The 18,188-nt window shown below is 36.4% G+C and carries 15 protein-coding genes; 8 read left to right on the plus strand and 7 right to left on the minus strand.

Annotation, left to right across the window (positions count from 1 at the left end; genetic code table 11):
* Positions 1-2: 2 nt before the first annotated feature.
* From mnmG to rpmH, 7 genes are all read right to left on the minus strand, one after another.
* Positions 3-1,892 (minus strand): tRNA uridine-5-carboxymethylaminomethyl(34) synthesis enzyme MnmG, encoded by a 1,890-nt coding sequence (gene mnmG / locus CXF79_RS23125; protein WP_101158180.1) that lies wholly within the window; start codon positions 1,890-1,892, stop codon positions 3-5.
* A 458-nt stretch (positions 1,893-2,350) separates the two neighbouring features.
* Positions 2,351-2,848, minus strand: a complete 498-nt coding sequence (locus CXF79_RS23130; protein WP_101158182.1) for a flavodoxin domain-containing protein — start codon at positions 2,846-2,848, stop codon at positions 2,351-2,353.
* Positions 2,849-3,196: 348 nt separating this feature from the next.
* On the minus strand, positions 3,197-4,612 hold the full coding sequence (gene mnmE / locus CXF79_RS23135; protein ID WP_101158184.1) for a tRNA uridine-5-carboxymethylaminomethyl(34) synthesis GTPase MnmE: 1,416 nt from the start codon (positions 4,610-4,612) through the stop codon (positions 3,197-3,199).
* 141 nt (positions 4,613-4,753) lie between these two features.
* Positions 4,754-6,385, minus strand: a complete 1,632-nt coding sequence (gene yidC / locus CXF79_RS23140; protein WP_101158186.1) for a membrane protein insertase YidC — start codon at positions 6,383-6,385, stop codon at positions 4,754-4,756.
* Positions 6,386-6,508: 123 nt separating this feature from the next.
* Positions 6,509-6,757, minus strand: a complete 249-nt coding sequence (yidD, locus tag CXF79_RS23145) for a membrane protein insertion efficiency factor YidD (protein WP_011045769.1) — start codon at positions 6,755-6,757, stop codon at positions 6,509-6,511.
* Complete coding sequence (rnpA, locus tag CXF79_RS23150) at positions 6,724-7,110, minus strand: ribonuclease P protein component (protein ID WP_101158188.1); 387 nt, start codon at positions 7,108-7,110, stop codon at positions 6,724-6,726. Before rnpA ends, yidD begins: the two co-directional genes overlap by 34 nt.
* A gap of 43 nt (positions 7,111-7,153) precedes the next feature.
* Positions 7,154-7,288, minus strand: a complete 135-nt coding sequence (gene rpmH, locus CXF79_RS23155) for a 50S ribosomal protein L34 (RefSeq protein WP_011045771.1) — start codon at positions 7,286-7,288, stop codon at positions 7,154-7,156.
* Between the two features lie 442 nt (positions 7,289-7,730).
* Between rpmH and dnaA the strand changes: the two genes are divergently transcribed.
* From dnaA to CXF79_RS23195, 8 genes are all read left to right on the plus strand, one after another.
* Positions 7,731-9,116 carry a chromosomal replication initiator protein DnaA gene (dnaA, locus tag CXF79_RS23160; protein ID WP_011040891.1) on the plus strand — a complete coding sequence of 462 codons (1,386 nt, stop codon included), beginning with the start codon at positions 7,731-7,733 and terminating at the stop codon, positions 9,114-9,116.
* 38 nt (positions 9,117-9,154) lie between these two features.
* Positions 9,155-10,258, plus strand: coding sequence for a DNA polymerase III subunit beta (dnaN, locus tag CXF79_RS23165; RefSeq protein ID WP_011040892.1), 1,104 nt, complete (start codon positions 9,155-9,157; stop codon positions 10,256-10,258).
* A gap of 35 nt (positions 10,259-10,293) precedes the next feature.
* Entirely contained in the window at positions 10,294-11,427 is a 1,134-nt protein-coding gene (recF, locus tag CXF79_RS23170; protein ID WP_101158190.1) for a DNA replication/repair protein RecF, read from the plus strand.
* Between the two features lie 9 nt (positions 11,428-11,436).
* Entirely contained in the window at positions 11,437-13,881 is a 2,445-nt protein-coding gene (gene gyrB, locus CXF79_RS23175) for a DNA topoisomerase (ATP-hydrolyzing) subunit B (protein ID WP_101158192.1), read from the plus strand.
* A gap of 174 nt (positions 13,882-14,055) precedes the next feature.
* Entirely contained in the window at positions 14,056-14,982 is a 927-nt protein-coding gene (gene glyQ / locus CXF79_RS23180; RefSeq protein WP_041736508.1) for a glycine--tRNA ligase subunit alpha, read from the plus strand.
* Positions 14,982-17,048 carry a glycine--tRNA ligase subunit beta gene (gene glyS / locus CXF79_RS23185; protein ID WP_101158194.1) on the plus strand — a complete coding sequence of 689 codons (2,067 nt, stop codon included), beginning with the start codon at positions 14,982-14,984 and terminating at the stop codon, positions 17,046-17,048. Before glyQ ends, glyS begins: the two co-directional genes overlap by 1 nt.
* A gap of 459 nt (positions 17,049-17,507) precedes the next feature.
* Positions 17,508-17,822: a TraR/DksA family transcriptional regulator gene (locus CXF79_RS23190; RefSeq protein WP_011040897.1), complete on the plus strand. Its 315-nt coding sequence runs from the start codon at positions 17,508-17,510 to the stop codon at positions 17,820-17,822.
* Between the two features lie 32 nt (positions 17,823-17,854).
* On the plus strand, positions 17,855-18,106 hold the full coding sequence (locus tag CXF79_RS23195; RefSeq protein WP_011040898.1) for a YdcH family protein: 252 nt from the start codon (positions 17,855-17,857) through the stop codon (positions 18,104-18,106).
* The last annotated feature ends 82 nt before the right edge of the window (positions 18,107-18,188 follow it).

An 18,188-nucleotide genomic window follows, 5' to 3' on the forward strand; every position in this document is an offset into this window, starting at 1 on the left:
TTTTACGCTAATTTGCGTAAAAGACCGTGTTTTTTTAAGTAGACTAATAATAACGAAATTGCCGCCGGAGTAATACCAGAAATTCGTGAAGCTTTACCAATAGTTTCTGGACAAGCATCTTTTAACTTGGCTACAACTTCGTTAGATAGGCCTGAAATTTGTTGATAATCAAAATCTCTCGGGATTTTAGTATCTTCATTACGTTTTTTCTTGGCTATTTCATCTAACTGTCTGTCGATGTAACCTGCATATTTAGTTTGAATTTCAATTTGCTCAGAAGCTTGACTATCTTCTATCGCTGGCCCCAAACCTTCGATCTTCATTAGATCGGTATAGTTTACTTCTGGACGACGAATTAAGTCTTCTAAACTCGCTTCTTTGCTCATTGGTGTTTTCAGCAAGGCATTGATTTGATCTATTTTTGTATGATCCTTTTGTACCCAAGTAGATCGTAAGCGCTGACGTTCAAGTTCAACGTTTTCCATCTTCTCATTAAATCGCTGCCAGCGAGCATCACCAACTAAACCAATTTTACGACCTTGCTCTGTTAAACGAATATCAGCGTTGTCTTCACGAAGCAATAAACGGTATTCAGCGCGAGAAGTAAACATACGATAAGGTTCTTTCGTACCTAGCGTTGCTAAATCATCAATTAACACGCCCATGTAAGCTTGATCTCTACCAAGAGTGAACTCATCACGCTCTTTAACTCTGTTTGCAGCATTAGCTCCAGCGATGAGTCCTTGAGCACCAGCTTCTTCATAACCTGTGGTGCCATTAATTTGTCCGGCAAAATATAAATTTTGAACGAATTTACTTTCTAAACTTTGTTTTAAGTCACGAGGATCGAAATAGTCATATTCAATGGCATAACCAGGACGAGTAATAAAAGCGTTTTCAAAGCCTTTGATTGAACGTACTAAATTCATTTGTACATCAAAAGGTAAACTGGTTGAAATACCGTTTGGATACACTTCATGAGTAGTCAAACCTTCAGGTTCAACAAATATTTGATGTGAACTTTTATCTGCAAAACGGGTGATTTTGTCTTCAATAGACGGACAATATCTTGGACCCACACCTTCAATTACGCCAGTATACATTGGAGATCGATCTAAACCATCTCGAATGTGTTGATGGGTTTGCTCGTTGGTATGTGTGATAAAACAAGATATTTGTTCTGGATGATCCGCCTGTGATCCCATGAAAGAAAATACTGGACTAGGTGTATCACCTGCTTGCTCTTCCATAACAGAAAAATCTAATGATCTTGCGTCTAACCTAGGTGGAGTACCCGTTTTTAAACGATCCATTCTAAACGGCATATCTCGCATTTTTGCTGCTAGATTTACACTGGCAGGATCACCTGCTCTTCCACCTTGGTAGTTATTCAAGCCAATGTGAATAAGCCCTGAAAGAAAAGTACCTACCGTAAGTACTACGCTTTTACCTTTAAATTTAAGGCCCATTTGTGTCGATACACCGACAACACGATCGTTTTCAAGGATCAAGTCATCACAGGGCTGTTGGAAAATAGTTAAATTTTCTTGGTTTTCCAACGTATTACGAACATAGTTACGATATAAAATGCGATCTGCTTGAGCACGAGTTGCCCTCACTGCAGGTCCTTTGCTCGAATTTAATGTTCTAAATTGAATGGCACTATGATCAATGGCTGTTGCCATCAAACCACCCAGTGCGTCAATTTCTTTAACCAAATGACCTTTGCCGATACCGCCAATGGCAGGGTTACAAGACATTTGGCCTAGCGTGTCAATGTTATGGGTTAACAACAAAGTTTTGCAGCCCATACGCGCAGCAGCAAGTGAGGCCTCGGTTCCCGCATGACCACCACCAACAACAATTACGTCATAAGACTCTTGATACCACATAAAATAACAATCCTGCTTGGTTAAAATTAGTTAAAGTTTTTATTTAAAGTGAATTGCAAAATTTACAAGACTCAAAAATAAGGGAACGTATTTTACCGCTTTTTTCTCTTCAGGGATACGATCAAATTGGTAAAAAAGATCGGGGCTGATCCTTAATATATAAAAAGAGATCTTTATAAAGATCTTATTATTATTACTTATTAGGATCGTTGTTTTCTGTGGATAAGCACTTTTTTCTTTTATTTATTAATAACTAAAGACAATGATAACGTTGTGATCAACCTTTGATCAATCAGCAAATAACCTTTGATCAAAACGGCAAGTTATACACAGGGCGATTTAAAATGTTTTTAATCAACTGAATAATAATAGTAAATTAACTGGTTATTAACTGTTTTATCCACAATGGTAAAAATATAGATCGTAATCTGTTGATAACTTATGGGTAAGTGATCACCTTAGATCGAAAGCAGATCTTTATTTGTACTGATCCACTGCTGAGCAAGCTCTTCTGGATCGATATCTTCTGACATATCTAAGGTTTTAATTTGTACTATTTCCTTACAACCAATTGATATTAATAGGTTTGATAAATCTATTGCTGCTTTGCAAAAAGTATCATAGCTAGAATCTCCGATCCCAATGGTTAAAAAAGTAACCGTGGATAGATCTTGATCACAATTACTTAGATCACTAACAAATTGTTTGATGTTGTCAGGGTAGTCACCAGCACCATGTGTGGAGGTACAAATGATCCAAATAGGATTTTGGGCTAGATCACTGTCGTTATTTTGTTCATTATTCGAGTGAAAAGTGTTGTTGATGACGGTTTTAAGATCCGGTTTAAGGTGTATATCAACAGTATGATCAAGTTTATTTAGGGTTTCTTCACAGGCTTCTGCAACATATTCTGTGCCACCAAGCATGCTACCAACAATGATTTGAACTGAGCTCATAGGGGTCTCTTTTTAATAAAATGGGGTTATTTACAATGATAATAAGTACATTGTTATTGTATTACTTAAGCTAAGTATGGATAAACAAATAGTTTGTTATTTTAGTTAAATAAAGCAAATTTGAGGGAGTATATTGATAGTTTAGCGGGTAGATAAAAGGTTAATAAAGCAGACTTATTGCTAAGTAGACTCAAATAAGAAACTCATAAAATGGTGTTAGTTACGAATATAATTGTTTATTTCAATAAATATAAAAAGGGCTAGTATTGTAAATAAACACTAGCCCTTTTTATAAATCGTAACGAGGAAGTCACGTTTTATTATTCATCGGAAAATATTTATCAGGAACTATTTTCCAATACAAAAAGAGCTAAAAATTTTACCTAACAAGTCATCACTGGTGAATTCCCCGGTGATTTGATCTAATTCTTGCTGACAAATACGCAGCTCTTCTGCCAATATTTCACCAGCGACATAAGATTCAAGTTGATCTAATCCTGTAAGTAAATGCTGATGCGTATTCTCTAAGGCCACTAAATGACGTCTTCTCGCCATAAAGCCACCTTCAGTGCCACCTTGGTAGCCCATTATTGTTTTTAAGTGTTCTTTTAAGCTATCAACGCCTTTGCCTGTTTTAGCTGACAAAGTAATAATGGCATGCTGTGTACCATCGGTATCTGTAAACTCAGTGAACCCCGTTTTAGCATCATTAACATCGGCTTTATTTCTAATTAATGTAAGGCCAATTTTTTCTGGAAGTTTGGCAAAAAACTCGGGATAGAAATCTTTAATGTCTTGTTCGTCTTCTAAAATACTGTGATCTTCACTGGCATCAACCATTAATAAAACGCGATCGGCTTGATTGATCTCTTGCCAAGCACGCTCAATGCCTATTTTCTCAACAACATCATCACTATCTCGTAATCCAGCGGTATCAATAATGTGTAACGGCATGCCATCAATATGAATTTGTTCGGCTAGTACATCACGAGTAGTGCCAGCGATATCGGTAACTATGGCTGTTTGTTTACCACTTAATGCATTGAGTAAGCTAGATTTGCCAGCATTAGGACGACCAGCAATCACTACACGCATTCCTTCACGAATAATACTACCTTGCTGGGCTTGCTTACGAACGTCTTCTACTCGGCTGATAATAGCTTTTAAATCAGTAACAATTTTTTTATCAGCAAGAAAGTCAATTTCTTCTTCAGGAAAATCAATCGCAGCTTCAACATACATGCGTAGGTGAATAATACTTTCTACCATTTCATTGACAAGTTTAGAGAAATCACCTTGTAAAGAGTGCAGGGCAGAGCGAGCTGCTTGTTCTGAACTTGAGTTAATTAAATCGGCAATTGCTTCTGCTTGGGTTAAATCGAGTTTGTCATTCAAAAAGGCCTGTTCACTGAACTCACCAGGTTTGGCCATGATAACTTTGGGCTGCGCAAGGATTACTTTGAGTAGCATATCCAAAATTACGGGACCACCATGGCCTTGAAATTCGATAACATCTTCACCGGTAAATGAATTAGGCGCTTTGAAATAGAGTGCTATTCCCTGGTCTAATACCTGTGTTTTATCAGTTGATGTGCAATCTAAAAAGGGTAAATATTCAGCTTTCCTTACTTCAGGTAGCTTACCTAAAATAGCTTGAGCAACATTTTTAGCTTCTGGGCCTGATACTCTAATTATACCGACGCCACCACGTCCGGGTGCGGTTGCTTGTGCGGCGATTGTCGTTGTTTGAGAAATTGATGTCATAGCGAGGTAATTAATTCAAATAGTGGTTGATGATTATTTTACTTTATTTCAAGATTAAATGCCCAATAATAGAAAAGGCGATTACTGTGTTATCAGTAATCGCCTTTCAATTTATTTTTCTAACTTAGTTCTTTACAAAAATTATGCTGCTTTTTCTGCTTTTTTCTTAGCAATACCAGCAAATATTATTTTCATTTGTGTAATTGAAATTAAGTTACTTACTAACCAGTAAAGTACTAAACCAGATGGGAACCAAGCCATAAATATTGAGAATACTACGGGCATATATTGCATGATTTTTTGTTGCATTGGATCTTGAATCGTCATCGGTTGCATTTTTTGCATTACATACATACTGATACCCATAAGTACTGGTAATACGAAGAATGGGTCCATTGCTGATAAATCTTGAATCCAGAAAACAAAAGGTGCATGGCGTAATTCAACACTTTCTAAGAATACCCAGTAAAGTGCTAAGAAAATTGGCATTTGTAGTATTAGTGGTAAACAACCGCCTGCTGGGTTGACCTTTTCTTTACGATACATTTCCATTGTGGCTTGTGACATTTTTTGTCTGTCATCACCAAAACGTTCTTTTAGTTGTGCCATTTTTGGTGCTAAATCACGCATTTTAGCCATTGAGGTATATTGCGCTTTAGTTAATGGGTACATACCACCTTTAACGATTAAGGTGATGATAATAATAGCTACACCCCAGTTAGTAACAAAACTTTGGATCGTTAGTAGTAACCAGAATAACGGTTGACTGATCATCCATAAGAAACCGTAATCTATGGTTAAGTCTAAGTTTGGTGCTATTTTCTCTAATACTTCTTGGTCTTTAGGGCCAGCATAAAATATTGCTGAAGTAGAACCTTGCTTACCAGCGTCAATGATTACAGCTGGAGCTTTAAAACCAATAACTGCTTCAAAGTTATTACTATACGTTGTATAAAGTTGGTTACTGTCTTTTGCGTTTGGTACCCAAGCTGAAACAAAGTAATGTTCAAGCATTGCAATCCAGCCGCCTGCAGTTACTGCATTTAAGTTTGCTTCTTCAATATCATCAAAATCGTATTTTTCGTAACGTTCTTCTGTTGTTGAGTAAGCAGCACCGCGGTAGGTAGGTAACATGCCACCACCAGTTTCTACTACGGTAGATTGTTTAAGTTGACCATACATTTGTACAGAAACGCTGTTAGCCGTGTTGTTGTCAATTAAGTAATCAACATTAACACTGTAGCTATTTTTATTAAAAGTAAATCGTTTAGTAACTGACATGCCACTAACATCATGAAAAACTAAATCGACAATTAAGTTGTCATTTACTAATTCATAGCTGCTTTTCGCACTAGTATATATAGGACGGCCTTTGATTGTACGGTCAATACCGTTAGCGCCTGTTAAACCACTTTGAGCAATATATTTTTGATTACCATTTTGTAAAATAGTAAAAGGGATATCGTTACCTTGCTCAGTATCAAATTTTCGTAATTTAGCTTCAACAATATCACCACCTTGACTATTAATTTTTAAAATTAATGTATCTGTGGTCACTGTAATTAATTTGGCAGAAGTATTGGTTGATTTTATCGAGCTTACTTGGGCATCTGAAGATTCAGGCACGAAGTCTGCGTCGGCATTTTCAACTGACTGGTTTTGGCTAATACTTGTTTGCTCAGGAACTACGGCATTTTGTTGCTGCCATTGACTAAACAGTAAGTAGGTAACAACCATAAGCGCAATAAAAAGTAGACTGCGTTGGGATTCCATAAAATTAACTTCTCTTCTTTGTTGGCAGGGGATTATTTTCCCGTGCATAATTTAAATTTGATAAGTGCGTGGCATATTAATATAGGTTAGCTTGATAACCTACTATCTTTTAGTCTAGATAGGCTATTTACTCTTTTTTATTGGTGGAACCGGATCTTCGCCGCCATCATTGAGCGGATGACACCTTAAAATACGTTTGCTTGCTAACCAACCACCTTTTATTACACCAAAGCGATTGATAGCTTCAGTTGCATAGGCAGAACAGCTTGGAGTGAATCTACAATTAGAGCCTAGTAACGGACTGATAAAGCGTTGATAGCCTTTTATGCCGGTTATTACTAGTTTTTGTGGCGTTGAATTATTTTTCGCCATATTTTCTCTAATTCTTGATTAATCGTCTTGTTATCAAGTTGATCAATGCCAGATTTTACCATGACGACTATATCGATAGCAGGTAAATTATCTTGATTTAAGCGGAAACTTTCTCTGACTTGTCTTTTAACGCGATTACGTTGCACAGCAAGTTTTACTCGTTTTTTAGCAATAGCTAAGCCTAAACGGTTTTTTGCAACAGAATTATGTTTATCAGAGACGAGAGTATGAGGTTTTGGTGTTACTAATAAAGTAAAGTGGCGAGAGCCAAAGCGGATAGGTTTAGAAAAAACCGCTTGAAAATGACCGGGAGTCAACAAACGTGACTCCCGATTAAATTTGTAAGTAGCCATAGTCAGGCTACCTTATATCAAATATTGTAAACAAGATTTGATACTATGCGCTAAGACGTGCACGGCCTTTCGCACGACGACGAGCTATAACAGCACGTCCGTTTTTAGTTGCCATACGAGCACGGAATCCGTGGTTACGCTTACGCTTTAATACGCTAGGTTGAAATGTTCTTTTCATTACGCTAATCCGTCGGTTGTTGTTGCCCTGGCAAAACAGCCTATTGAGCACACATGTCTAAAAAATGAGGCCGAATATTAAAGCTTACTAGGATAATTGTCAATCATTTATGTTAGCTATTTTCACGATGATCCTTACTTTTTTATCAAGGATCATCGTGATCTTCATTGGTATTACGAATGATATTCACAGTTTTACCACATTTGTGTTTTATTATCTTAATAACTAATTCAGTTAAATGCTGGTTTAAAGTAAAATTCACTTATAAATAGTATACTTTTTTTTGTTGATATTCTTTCTTTTTATATAAGGTTAACAATGGGTTAACTTTGTGTTATTAAAAAACAATTATAATAGTTAAAAGTCAATATTGCACTTGTGGATAACTCAATAGATAATAGCCTTCAGAAAAATAATAACCTAGTTACTACTGGAGTTTTGGTTGGATCATTCCCCTTGGCAAAGATGCCTATCTGTTCTACAAGAAGAATTGCCTGCTCAGCAATTTAGTATGTGGATCCGACCCTTACAATGCGTTATAAATGATAATGTTATGACGCTTTATGCTCCTAATCGCTTTGTTTTAGATTGGGTTAGAGACAAATATGTAAATCGTATAAATGAACTTCTTACTATTAACGAATCAAATAATCCATTATTACTTCGCTTTGATGTGGGTAGTAAACCGACTATTGATAATTCTGTTACCAATAGCCCCGTTTCTAGAAATACGGGTGGCAACGAATCATTATTTGCCAAAGCCACTTCAGCGCCTAAAGTTGCTGAGCCAGAAAGTAATATTCCAAAGAAAACCAATGTACGTTTAAATTACACTTTCGAAAATTTCGTTGAGGGTAAATCTAATCAACTTGCTCGAGCTGCTGCTTCACAAGTTGCAGATAATCCGGGCACTGCTTACAACCCATTATTTATTTATGGTGGTACTGGTTTAGGTAAAACGCATTTATTACATGCTGTTGGTAATGGTATTTTGCTCAACAAACCCAATGCAAAAATCGCTTATATGCATTCAGAGCGATTTGTGCAAGATATGGTTAGAGCATTACAAAATAATGCGATGGAAAAATTCAAACAATACTATCGTAGTGTTGATGCACTACTTATCGATGATATTCAATTTTTTGCTGGTAAAGAGCGAACGCAAGAAGAATTTTTCCATACGTTCAATGCATTACTTGAAGGGAATCAACAGGTTATATTAACCAGTGATCGCTATCCAAAAGAAATTAATGGTGTAGATGATAGATTAAAATCTCGATTTGGTTGGGGCTTAACTTTAGCAATAGAACCGCCAGAACTTGAAACGCGGGTTGCTATATTAAAGCGCAAAGCACAAGAAAGTCAGATTAATTTGGCTGATGAAGTTGCCTTTTTTATTGCTAAACGTCTTCGCTCTAATGTTCGTGAATTGGAAGGGGCTTTAAACCGTGTTATCGCTAATGCCAATTTTACTGGTCGTGCTATTACTATTGATTTTGTCCGTGAAGCATTACGAGATTTACTCGCCTTACAAGATAAACTCGTTACTATAGATAATATTCAACGAACGGTTGCCGAATATTATAAAATTAAAATAGCAGACTTGTTATCAAAACGACGAAATCGTTCTGTTGCTCGACCTCGCCAAATTGCCATGGCATTATCTAAAGAGTTAACCAATCATAGCTTGCCTGAAATTGGTGATGCATTTGGTGGTCGAGATCATACAACAGTTTTACATGCTTGCCGTAAAGTTAAATCATTACGTGAAGAGACGCATGATATTAAAGAAGATTATTCAAATTTAATCAGAACACTTTCATCTTAATAATTAAAAATAAAAACAGCACTTAAGCAGGTACCAAAATGAAGTTTTCACTGAATAGGGAATTATTACTTAAACCATTATTATTGGTTTCTGGCGCAGTAGAACGTAAAAGTACGTTGCCAATTTTAAGTAATATACTTTTTGAGGTTAGTGGTCAGTCACTTACTTTGACAGCCACGGATTTAGAGCTCGAAATGGTTGCTTATGCTGAAATTCAGAATCAAGGTGACGATGGAAAGATCACTATTCCGGCTCGTAAATTATTGGACATATGTAAAAGTCTACCAGAGAGTTCTTTAATTTCTTTTGAAGTGATAGATGAAACTATCAAGTTATCTTCAGGTCGTAGTAAATATTCACTCTCTACGTTACCAGCTGTCGACTTTCCAAATATTGAAGAATGGAAAGGGGATGTTGAGTTTCAACTTTTAAAATCTGAATTTTTACGTTTAATAGAAAGCACTCATTTTTCGATGGCCAACCAAGATGTTCGTTATTATTTAAACGGCATGTCTATCGAAAGTGAAGGAAATGAAATTCGTTCAGTCGCTACAGATGGTCATCGTCTTGCTATTTGTAAAATATCAAATGAAACTTTAGCATTACCAGCTAGACAAGTTATTGTTCCCCGTAAAGGTATACTTGAAATAATTCGTCTACTTGCTCCTGTTGATGAAGCAGTACAGGTGTTTTTAGGCTCTAATCACATTCGCATTATTGATAGTGAGTTTTCTTTTACCAGTAAATTGGTCGATGGTCGATTTCCTGATTACAGAAGAGTATTACCGAGAAACGGCGATAAAGTTTTTGAAACTAACAAAGATGCACTTCGTCAGGTTTTATCACGTGCCTCAATTTTATCTAATGAGAAATTTAAAGGTGTACGTTTAAATTTCTCAGATACTAATTTAAAAATTACGGCCAATAACCCAGAGCAAGAACAAGCTGAGGAAGAAATTGAAATTAACTTTCCTTATGGCGAATTAGAAATTGGCTTTAACGTTAGCTATGTTCTTGATGTGCTAAGTGCTATCAAAGATGAAAATGTTAAATTTACCTTAGCTGATGCAAACAGTAGTGTAGTCATTGAGGGCAGTAGCAATGGCGAAGCGCTTTATGTTGTTATGCCTATGCGTTTATAGATTTATATTACAGTGAATAGGTGTTTTTTTTACCGATGAGTGTTGCTAGGCTTACTACGTATAACTTTAGAAATTTATCATCTGTTGCTATTGATTTACATCCCAAGCTTAATTTTTTTATTGGCAATAATGGCAGTGGAAAAAGTAGTTTACTTGAAGCTCTTTTTTTTCTGGGTCACGGTAAGTCATTTCGAACGAGTAAAGTAGAGCATCTTGCTTGTTACGAAACCGATAATTTTGTTGTCAGTATTAAAGATGTTAACGATTTACAACTTGGTTTAAGTAAAAATTTACAGACCGGCGTTACGCTCATTAAAATTAATGGTGAGCGTCATGCTCGTTTATCTGAATTGGCAAAAAATATTGCTGTGCAAATTGTCACTCCTGAAAGTTTTAAATTGTTTTTTGGAGGACCTAAAGAGCGTCGACGTTTTATAGAGTTAGGTATGTTTCACGTGAAACATGATTCATCTAAACAATGGCGTGAATTTAACAGAGTCTTAAAACAGCGTAATGCTTGTATACGACATAACTTAGATAAAGCTACCTTTGATTATTGGACTGGTTTATTTTGTCAACTATCAGAGCAGGTTGCTGAAGTAAGATCTCAATATATTACTAACTTAATTTCAGAATTACCTTATTGGTTAGAAATTTTGTTACCAAATATTGCTGATAAGGTAACTGTACAATATTTACAGGGTTGGCCACAAAAAAAGAATTTAATGGATTCGCTGAACGATAGCCATGAGAGAGAACAAGCTTTTGGTTATAGTATTTATGGCGCACATAAATTTGATGTAAAATTTCTCATTGCAAAGCAGGCATTAGAGAGCCAGCTTTCAAGGGGACAACAAAAGTTGTTTTTACTGGCATTAACATTTGCACAGGCTAAATTAATTGCAAGAGTTAATCGAGTAAAACCAATTTTACTTATTGATGATATAGGGGCAGAATTAGATATTAATTCTAGGGAATCCTTATCACAAGCGCTAAGTATTTTGGATTGCCAAGTTATTATCACGGCAATAGAAGAAGGTGTATTACAACCTTTTATTGGTGACGTTTCAGTTGCTGATAAAGAGAGTAGTAAGAAAACAAAATATCATATGTTTCACGTGAAACATGGTGGTATATTACCTGTGAATAATTCAGTTAAGATTGAGTAGGCTAAAACTATGACAGTAGAAAATGAATATAGCTCGTCCAGTATTAAGGTACTAAAAGGACTTGATGCAGTACGAAAAAGACCTGGTATGTATATAGGTGACACGGATGATGGCACTGGTTTACATCATATGGTTTTTGAGGTTTTAGATAACTCAATCGATGAAGCATTAGCGGGACACTGTACTGATATTATAGTGACTATCCATTTAGATGGCTCAGTGTCAGTGCAAGATGATGGCCGTGGAATACCTACTGAAATTCATCCTGAAGAGGGTATATCTGCTGCTGAAGTTATTATGACGGTTCTACATGCCGGTGGTAAGTTTGGTGGTGAAGACTCTGGTTATAAAGTATCAGGCGGTTTACACGGTGTTGGTATTTCTGTAGTAAATGCGTTAAGTGAAAAACTTAAGTTGAACATTCGCCGCGATGGCAAATTGTTTGAACAGTTTTATCATATTGGTGTAGCTGAAGCTCCACTAGCTGAAGTTGGTGTAAGCGATAAAACAGGTACTGAAGTGCGCTTTTGGCCAAGTACTAATACTTTTACTGATGTTTTATTTCATTATGAAATATTAGTAAAACGAATTCGTGAATTATCATTCTTGAACTCTGGCGTATCAATTCGATTAATTGATGAACGCGAAGAAGGTAAAGAAGACCACTTCCATTACGATGGTGGTATTCAAGCATTTGTTGATTATTTAAATACCAATAAGACTCCTGTAAATGAAGAAATATTCTATTTCGATTTAGAACGTGAAGATGGCATTGCGGTTGAAGTAGCAATGCAATGGAATGATGGCTTCCAAGAGAATATTTACTGTTTCACTAATAATATTCCACAGCGTGATGGTGGAACTCATTTAAGTGGTTTTAGAACAGCACTAACAAGAACCCTGAACTCTTATATGACCAAAGAAGGTTTAAATAAGACGAAGAAAGGTGGCGCTACTGAAACTAGTGCTACTGGTGATGATGCTCGTGAGGGATTAACTGCTGTTATATCTGTGAAAGTTCCTGATCCTAAGTTCTCTTCACAAACAAAAGATAAACTTGTTTCGTCTGAAGTAAAAACTGCAGTTGAACAAGCTATGGGTGAAAAACTAGGTGAATACCTATTAGAGAATCCATCGATAGCACGTACTATCATCATGAAAATTGTTGATGCTGCTCGAGCACGTGAAGCTGCTCGTAAAGCTCGTGAAATGACTCGCCGTAAAGGTGTATTAGATATTGCTGGTTTACCTGGTAAGTTAGCAGATTGTCAGGAAAAAGATCCTGCATTATCTGAAATATATATTGTGGAAGGGGACTCTGCTGGTGGTTCAGCCAAGCAGGGGCGTAATCGTAAAAACCAAGCTATCCTACCGTTAAAAGGTAAAATTCTTAACGTTGAGAAAGCTCGATTTGATAAGATGATATCTTCTCAGGAAGTTGGCACGCTGATTACTGCACTAGGTTGTGGTATAGGTCGTGATGAATATAATCCGGAAAAGCTTCGTTACCACAGCATCATTATCATGACCGATGCCGATGTCGATGGGTCTCATATCCGTACCTTATTACTGACTTTCTTCTATCGTCAAATGCCAGAAATTATGGAACGTGGACATATCTTTATCGCACAGCCACCACTTTACAAAGTAAAGAAAGGTAAGCAAGAGCGCTACATTAAAGATGATGATGGTTTAACTGAATACTTAACAACACTTGCACTTGATAATGCCTCTATTCATGTGAATGAAGATGCTCCTGCAATAACAGGTGCTGCTTTAGAGCAATTAGTAAATCAATTCCGTAATACTATGGATATCATTAAACGCCTATCTAGACAGATTCCAGCGGATATTCTTGAGAAAATGGTTTATAGCAGTACTATCACTGCTGATGATTTTGCTGATGAAGCTAAAGTTAATGCTTGGGCAAAGAATTTAATTACTCAGCTTGAAAATCAAGATGGTAATGGTTCAATCTATAAAATTGAAGTGAAGTATAATCAAGAACGTAACATTTATTTTCCTAACTTTATCGTAAGAAAACACGGTATCGATAAAGAATATCATTGTAGTTATGAGTTTATCCAATCAAAAGAATTTGCATCGATTATGGCATTAAATACCTCAATCAATGACTTGATGGAAGAAGGTGCTTACGTTAAACGTGGTGATAAAGTTAACCCAGCAGCTAACTTTGAAGATGCGTTAGAGTGGTTAATGGCAGAATCGAAACGTGGTCAATATATACAACGTTACAAAGGGTTAGGTGAAATGAACCCTGAGCAGCTTTGGGAAACGACTATGGATCCTGAAACGCGACGTATGTTACAAGTAACTATTGAAGATGCTATCGCAGCGGATCAACTATTCACTACTCTAATGGGTGATCATGTTGAACCACGTAGAAAGTTTATTGAAGATAATGCCTTAAAAGTTTCAAACCTTGATATATAGTACTTATTAATTGTTAAATAAAATGCCCGGTCTTCATATCCGGGCATTTTTGTAGAATAAGTACTCTAAAAATGGTTATAATTAATAAACCGAATAAGATGGTAAAGAGTCCCTAAGTATTTTCAGAAAATATTCTTTGCTCAGTTAAACAATACAAAAGTGAATTTGAACACCATGACAACTTATAATAGTAATACTTTTCAAGGCTTAATTTTGCAATTGCAAGATTATTGGTCACGTCAAGGTTGTGCAATCGTACAACCTCTTGATATGGAAGTTGGGGCAGGCACATTCCACCCGATGACTTTTTTACGCTCTATTGGCCCTGAGCCTATTAGCAGTGCTTATGTACAACCTTGCCGTCGTCCTACGGATGGTCGTTATGGTGATAACCCAAATCGCTTACAGCATTATTATCAATTTCAAGTGATGTTGAAGCCTTCACCTAAGAATATTCAAGAGCTTTACCTTAATTCTTTAAAAGAGTTAGGTGTAGACCCGCTTGTTCATGATATACGTTTTGTAGAAGATAACTGGGAGTCACCAACATTAGGTGCTTGGGGCTTAGGTTGGGAGATTTGGTTAAATGGTATGGAAATATCACAATTTACCTACTTCCAACAAGTAGGCGGTTTAGAGTGTACGCCGGTTACGGGTGAAATAACTTACGGGTTAGAGCGCTTAGCCATGTATATCCAAAATGTAGATAGCATCTATGATCTAGTATGGACTGATGGTCCTTTAGGCACTGTTTATTACCGAGATATTTTCCATCAAAATGAAGTAGAGCAGTCTACATATAATTTTGAATATGCGGATGTGGATGCATTATTTAAGCAATTTGATCAATGTGAAAAAGATAGCCAAAAACTGATTGAAGCTAATTTACCTTTACCAGCTTATGAGCAAGTAATGAAAGCATCACACGCCTTTAACTTACTTGATGCTCGTCATGCTATATCGGTAACTGAACGCCAACGTTATATTTTACGTGTACGTACTTTATCTAAAGCTGTTGCAGAAGCTTATTACCAGAAACGTGAAGAGCTTGGTTTCCCAATGTGCAAGAATAATGAAACTTTAGCTAAAGGAGATAAATAATGACTACTGAAACACTCCTTATTGAGCTTGGTACAGAAGAGTTACCACCTAAATCATTAAAAACATTAGCGACTGCTTTTTATGACAATATCAAGGGCCAACTTGATAGTCATAACTTATCGTATAGCGATATTAAATGGTTTGCTACACCTCGTCGATTTGCTGTTCAAGTTTTTGATTTAGTTGAAAAACAAGCTGATAAAACAGTAGATAAACGCGGTCCAGCTGTGAATGTAGCATTTGATGATGCTGGTAATGCTAGCAAAGCTGCACAAGGTTGGGCTCGATCGAATGGCATAGAGGTTGAACAAGCCGAGCGTTTAGTTACCGACAAGGGTGAATGGTTGCTTCATCGTGCCACTGTACCAGGTAAAGCCATTGTTGAACTGGTACCAGCTATGGTAACGACGGCATTAAATAAACTGCCAATTGCTAAACCTATGCGTTGGGGGGCTGAACGAACTCAATTTATTCGCCCAGTACAAACGTTAACCATGCTTTTTGGTAGTGATATTATTGCAGGAGAGGCCCTTGGGGTTAGCTCAAGTAATCAAGTACAAGGGCATCGTTTTCATCATGAAGGTTTAGTGACTATTAATCATGCTAATGATTACCAAGCCGAATTAGCAAAAGCTTACGTAGAAGTAGACTTTAATGAGAGACAAAACAAAATTGTTGCTCAAATAAAACAAGTTGCTAATGATATTGACGCTGTTGCCTTAATTGATGAAGAGTTACTTAACGAAGTAACGGCATTAGTTGAGTGGCCAGTGACTTTAGTTGGGACTTTTGATGAAGATTTCCTAAATGTGCCAGCAGAGCCGTTAATATACTCGATGAAAGATCATCAAAAGTATTTCCCGGTCACAGATAAAAATGGTCAATTAGTTAATAAGTTTATCTTTGTTACTAATATAGAATCTAAAGATCCGAATACGATTATTTTTGGTAATGAAAAAGTCATTCGTCCTCGTTTAGCCGATGCTGAGTTTTTCTTTAAAACGGATAAAAAACAGAGTTTAGAATCAAGATTAAAAAGTCTTGAGTCAGTGTTATTTCAAAAGCAGCTAGGTACATTGAAGGCTAAGTCTGAGCGAATTGCTTCATTATCTCAATTCATCGCTGAACAATTAAACGAGAATGCACAAGATGCTTATCGTGCAGGTTTACTTAGTAAAACTGATTTAATGTCAGATATGGTATTAGAATTCCCACAAGTGCAAGGCACTATGGGTAAGTATTACGCATTACATGATGGTGAAAATGAAAACATTGCACAAGCATTGGAAGATCAATATCGTCCACGTTTTGCCGGTGATTCTTTACCAGAAGCTAATATTGGTTGTGCAGTAGCTATTAGTGACAAAATTGATAGCTTAGTGGGTATCTTTGGTATTAATCAAGCCCCTAAGGGTGATAAAGACCCATTTGCTTTACGAAGAGCTGCCATTGGTAGTATTCGTATAATCATTGAAAAACAGCTCGATTTAGACCTATCCACTTTGATTAATAAAAGTATTGAATTATTTGGCGATAAATTAGTAAACGAAAATACCGCCACTGATGTACTTGAATTTATTATGGGTCGTTTCCGTGCTTTTTATCAAGAACAAGGTATTAGCGTTGATGTTATCCAAGCGGTATTGGCTAAGAAGCCGAGTGCACCACTTGACTTTGAAAAGCGCATTAAAGCAGTAACTTTCTTTGGTGAGTTACCTGAGGCTGCAACACTTGCTGCTGCTAATAAGCGTGTTGGAAATATATTGGCTAAATTCGATGGTGAACTTTACCAGTCGTTTAATACTGATTTAGCAACAGAGCAAGCGGAACGTGATTTAGCTGATATCTATCGAGATATAAGCTTGAAAGTTGCGCCGTTAATGGCTGATAAGAATTACCAAGCCGCTCTTTCTGAATTAGCTCAGCTTAAAGCTCCTATAGATACCTTCTTTGATGGTGTCATGGTGATGAGCGATGATGAAGCAGTTAAAATAAACCGTTTAACCTTACTCAATCAAATTAGAAATAGCTTCTTTGCAATCGCAGATATATCTGTCTTGCAGTAAACCCTGCGTTAGAAAAAAGTTAGAAATAAAATAAAAAGGTCATGGCAACATGGCCTTTTTTTATGCCTAAAATTCGAGTGAAATAAATTTAATAAATGACATTCAAAATTTGAGCTAGATCAACAACAAGAACATAAATAGGCGTAAGGTGAATGTAAGGGTAAATACCCAAGCTACTTGAAGATGCAGATTTCAGTTGGAATTATAAATTCCTTTAGGCAAGGCATTGATTGAAGAGAATAGTTATTCTATTGTCGACATCAATAACGTAGCTTAAAGCATTTATAAACCAGCCCTACGGGGATGTTTGAGCAAACCATGTTATTCGTTGCCTCCTTTTTTAAGGGAATAACCCTTAATAAAATGAGGCGCCTTGATCATGAATTGCTCAAGCATCCTGAAACACGCATCTTCAAGTGGCTTGGGTATATATAAATACCGACCAATAAGGAGCTGGTTATGCCAAGCAAAGAAATAACGACATTATTAGAAAATAAATTAGTGCAATTAACTAAGCGAATTAGTGCGATAGAAGCTGATTTTCATAAAGGTAGATCACAAGACTTTTCTGAACAAGCAACAGAAACTGAAAATGATGGTGTGCTCGATGAAATTCATCATGAGGCGAAGCTAGAGTTGAGTTTAGTCAAGTCGGCATTAAAACGAATAACAGAGGGGTTATACGGAAGTTGTGTTGAATGTGAGGAACCCATTAACCCTGATAGATTGTCGGCATTACCTTATACAACTAAATGTATTAAGTGCGCTGTTTAATAGAATATTAACAATAACTTTTGGAGCAAAATATGACATTAGAAAAACATGATTTACACCACGAATTTCCAGAATTTACGGATGAGATACATCACTTAAAATTAAATGATAATCACTTTGCGAGACTTTTTACTGAATATCATGAAATAGATCATGAAGTTAACCGTATTGAGCAAGGTGTAGAAAACACCAGTGATGAATACCTAGAAGGTAAAAAGAAACAAAGACTTAAGCTAAAAGATAAGTTATTTGTTATGTTGAAAAAAGTACAAATACCAGCATAGTTTTTGGTGTATACCCATTACCAATCAAGATGCATGTTTCAGAGTGTTTGAGCCGTTTCAATTCAAGGCGCTGTGATGACAT

Source organism: Colwellia sp. Bg11-28 (genome assembly GCF_002836245.1).
GTDB lineage: Bacteria > Pseudomonadota > Gammaproteobacteria > Enterobacterales > Alteromonadaceae > Colwellia > Colwellia psychrerythraea_A.

Bases quoted from the DNA above. Each gene is read 5' to 3' on its own strand.
- mnmG (WP_101158180.1), bottom strand. From the start codon at position 1,892: ATGTGGTATCAAGAGTCTTATGACGTAATTGTTGTTGGTGGTGGTCAT.
- CXF79_RS23130 (WP_101158182.1), bottom strand. From the start codon at position 2,848: ATGAGCTCAGTTCAAATCATTGTTGGTAGCATGCTTGGTGGCACAGAA.
- mnmE (WP_101158184.1), bottom strand. From the start codon at position 4,612: ATGACATCAATTTCTCAAACAACGACAATCGCCGCACAAGCAACCGCA.
- yidC (WP_101158186.1), bottom strand. From the start codon at position 6,385: ATGGAATCCCAACGCAGTCTACTTTTTATTGCGCTTATGGTTGTTACC.
- yidD (WP_011045769.1), bottom strand. From the start codon at position 6,757: ATGGCGAAAAATAATTCAACGCCACAAAAACTAGTAATAACCGGCATA.
- rnpA (WP_101158188.1), bottom strand. From the start codon at position 7,110: ATGGCTACTTACAAATTTAATCGGGAGTCACGTTTGTTGACTCCCGGT.
- rpmH (WP_011045771.1), bottom strand. From the start codon at position 7,288: ATGAAAAGAACATTTCAACCTAGCGTATTAAAGCGTAAGCGTAACCAC.
- dnaN (WP_011040892.1), top strand. From the start codon at position 9,155: ATGAAGTTTTCACTGAATAGGGAATTATTACTTAAACCATTATTATTG.
- recF (WP_101158190.1), top strand. From the start codon at position 10,294: ATGAGTGTTGCTAGGCTTACTACGTATAACTTTAGAAATTTATCATCT.
- gyrB (WP_101158192.1), top strand. From the start codon at position 11,437: ATGACAGTAGAAAATGAATATAGCTCGTCCAGTATTAAGGTACTAAAA.
- glyQ (WP_041736508.1), top strand. From the start codon at position 14,056: ATGACAACTTATAATAGTAATACTTTTCAAGGCTTAATTTTGCAATTG.
- glyS (WP_101158194.1), top strand. From the start codon at position 14,982: ATGACTACTGAAACACTCCTTATTGAGCTTGGTACAGAAGAGTTACCA.
- CXF79_RS23190 (WP_011040897.1), top strand. From the start codon at position 17,508: ATGCCAAGCAAAGAAATAACGACATTATTAGAAAATAAATTAGTGCAA.
- CXF79_RS23195 (WP_011040898.1), top strand. From the start codon at position 17,855: ATGACATTAGAAAAACATGATTTACACCACGAATTTCCAGAATTTACG.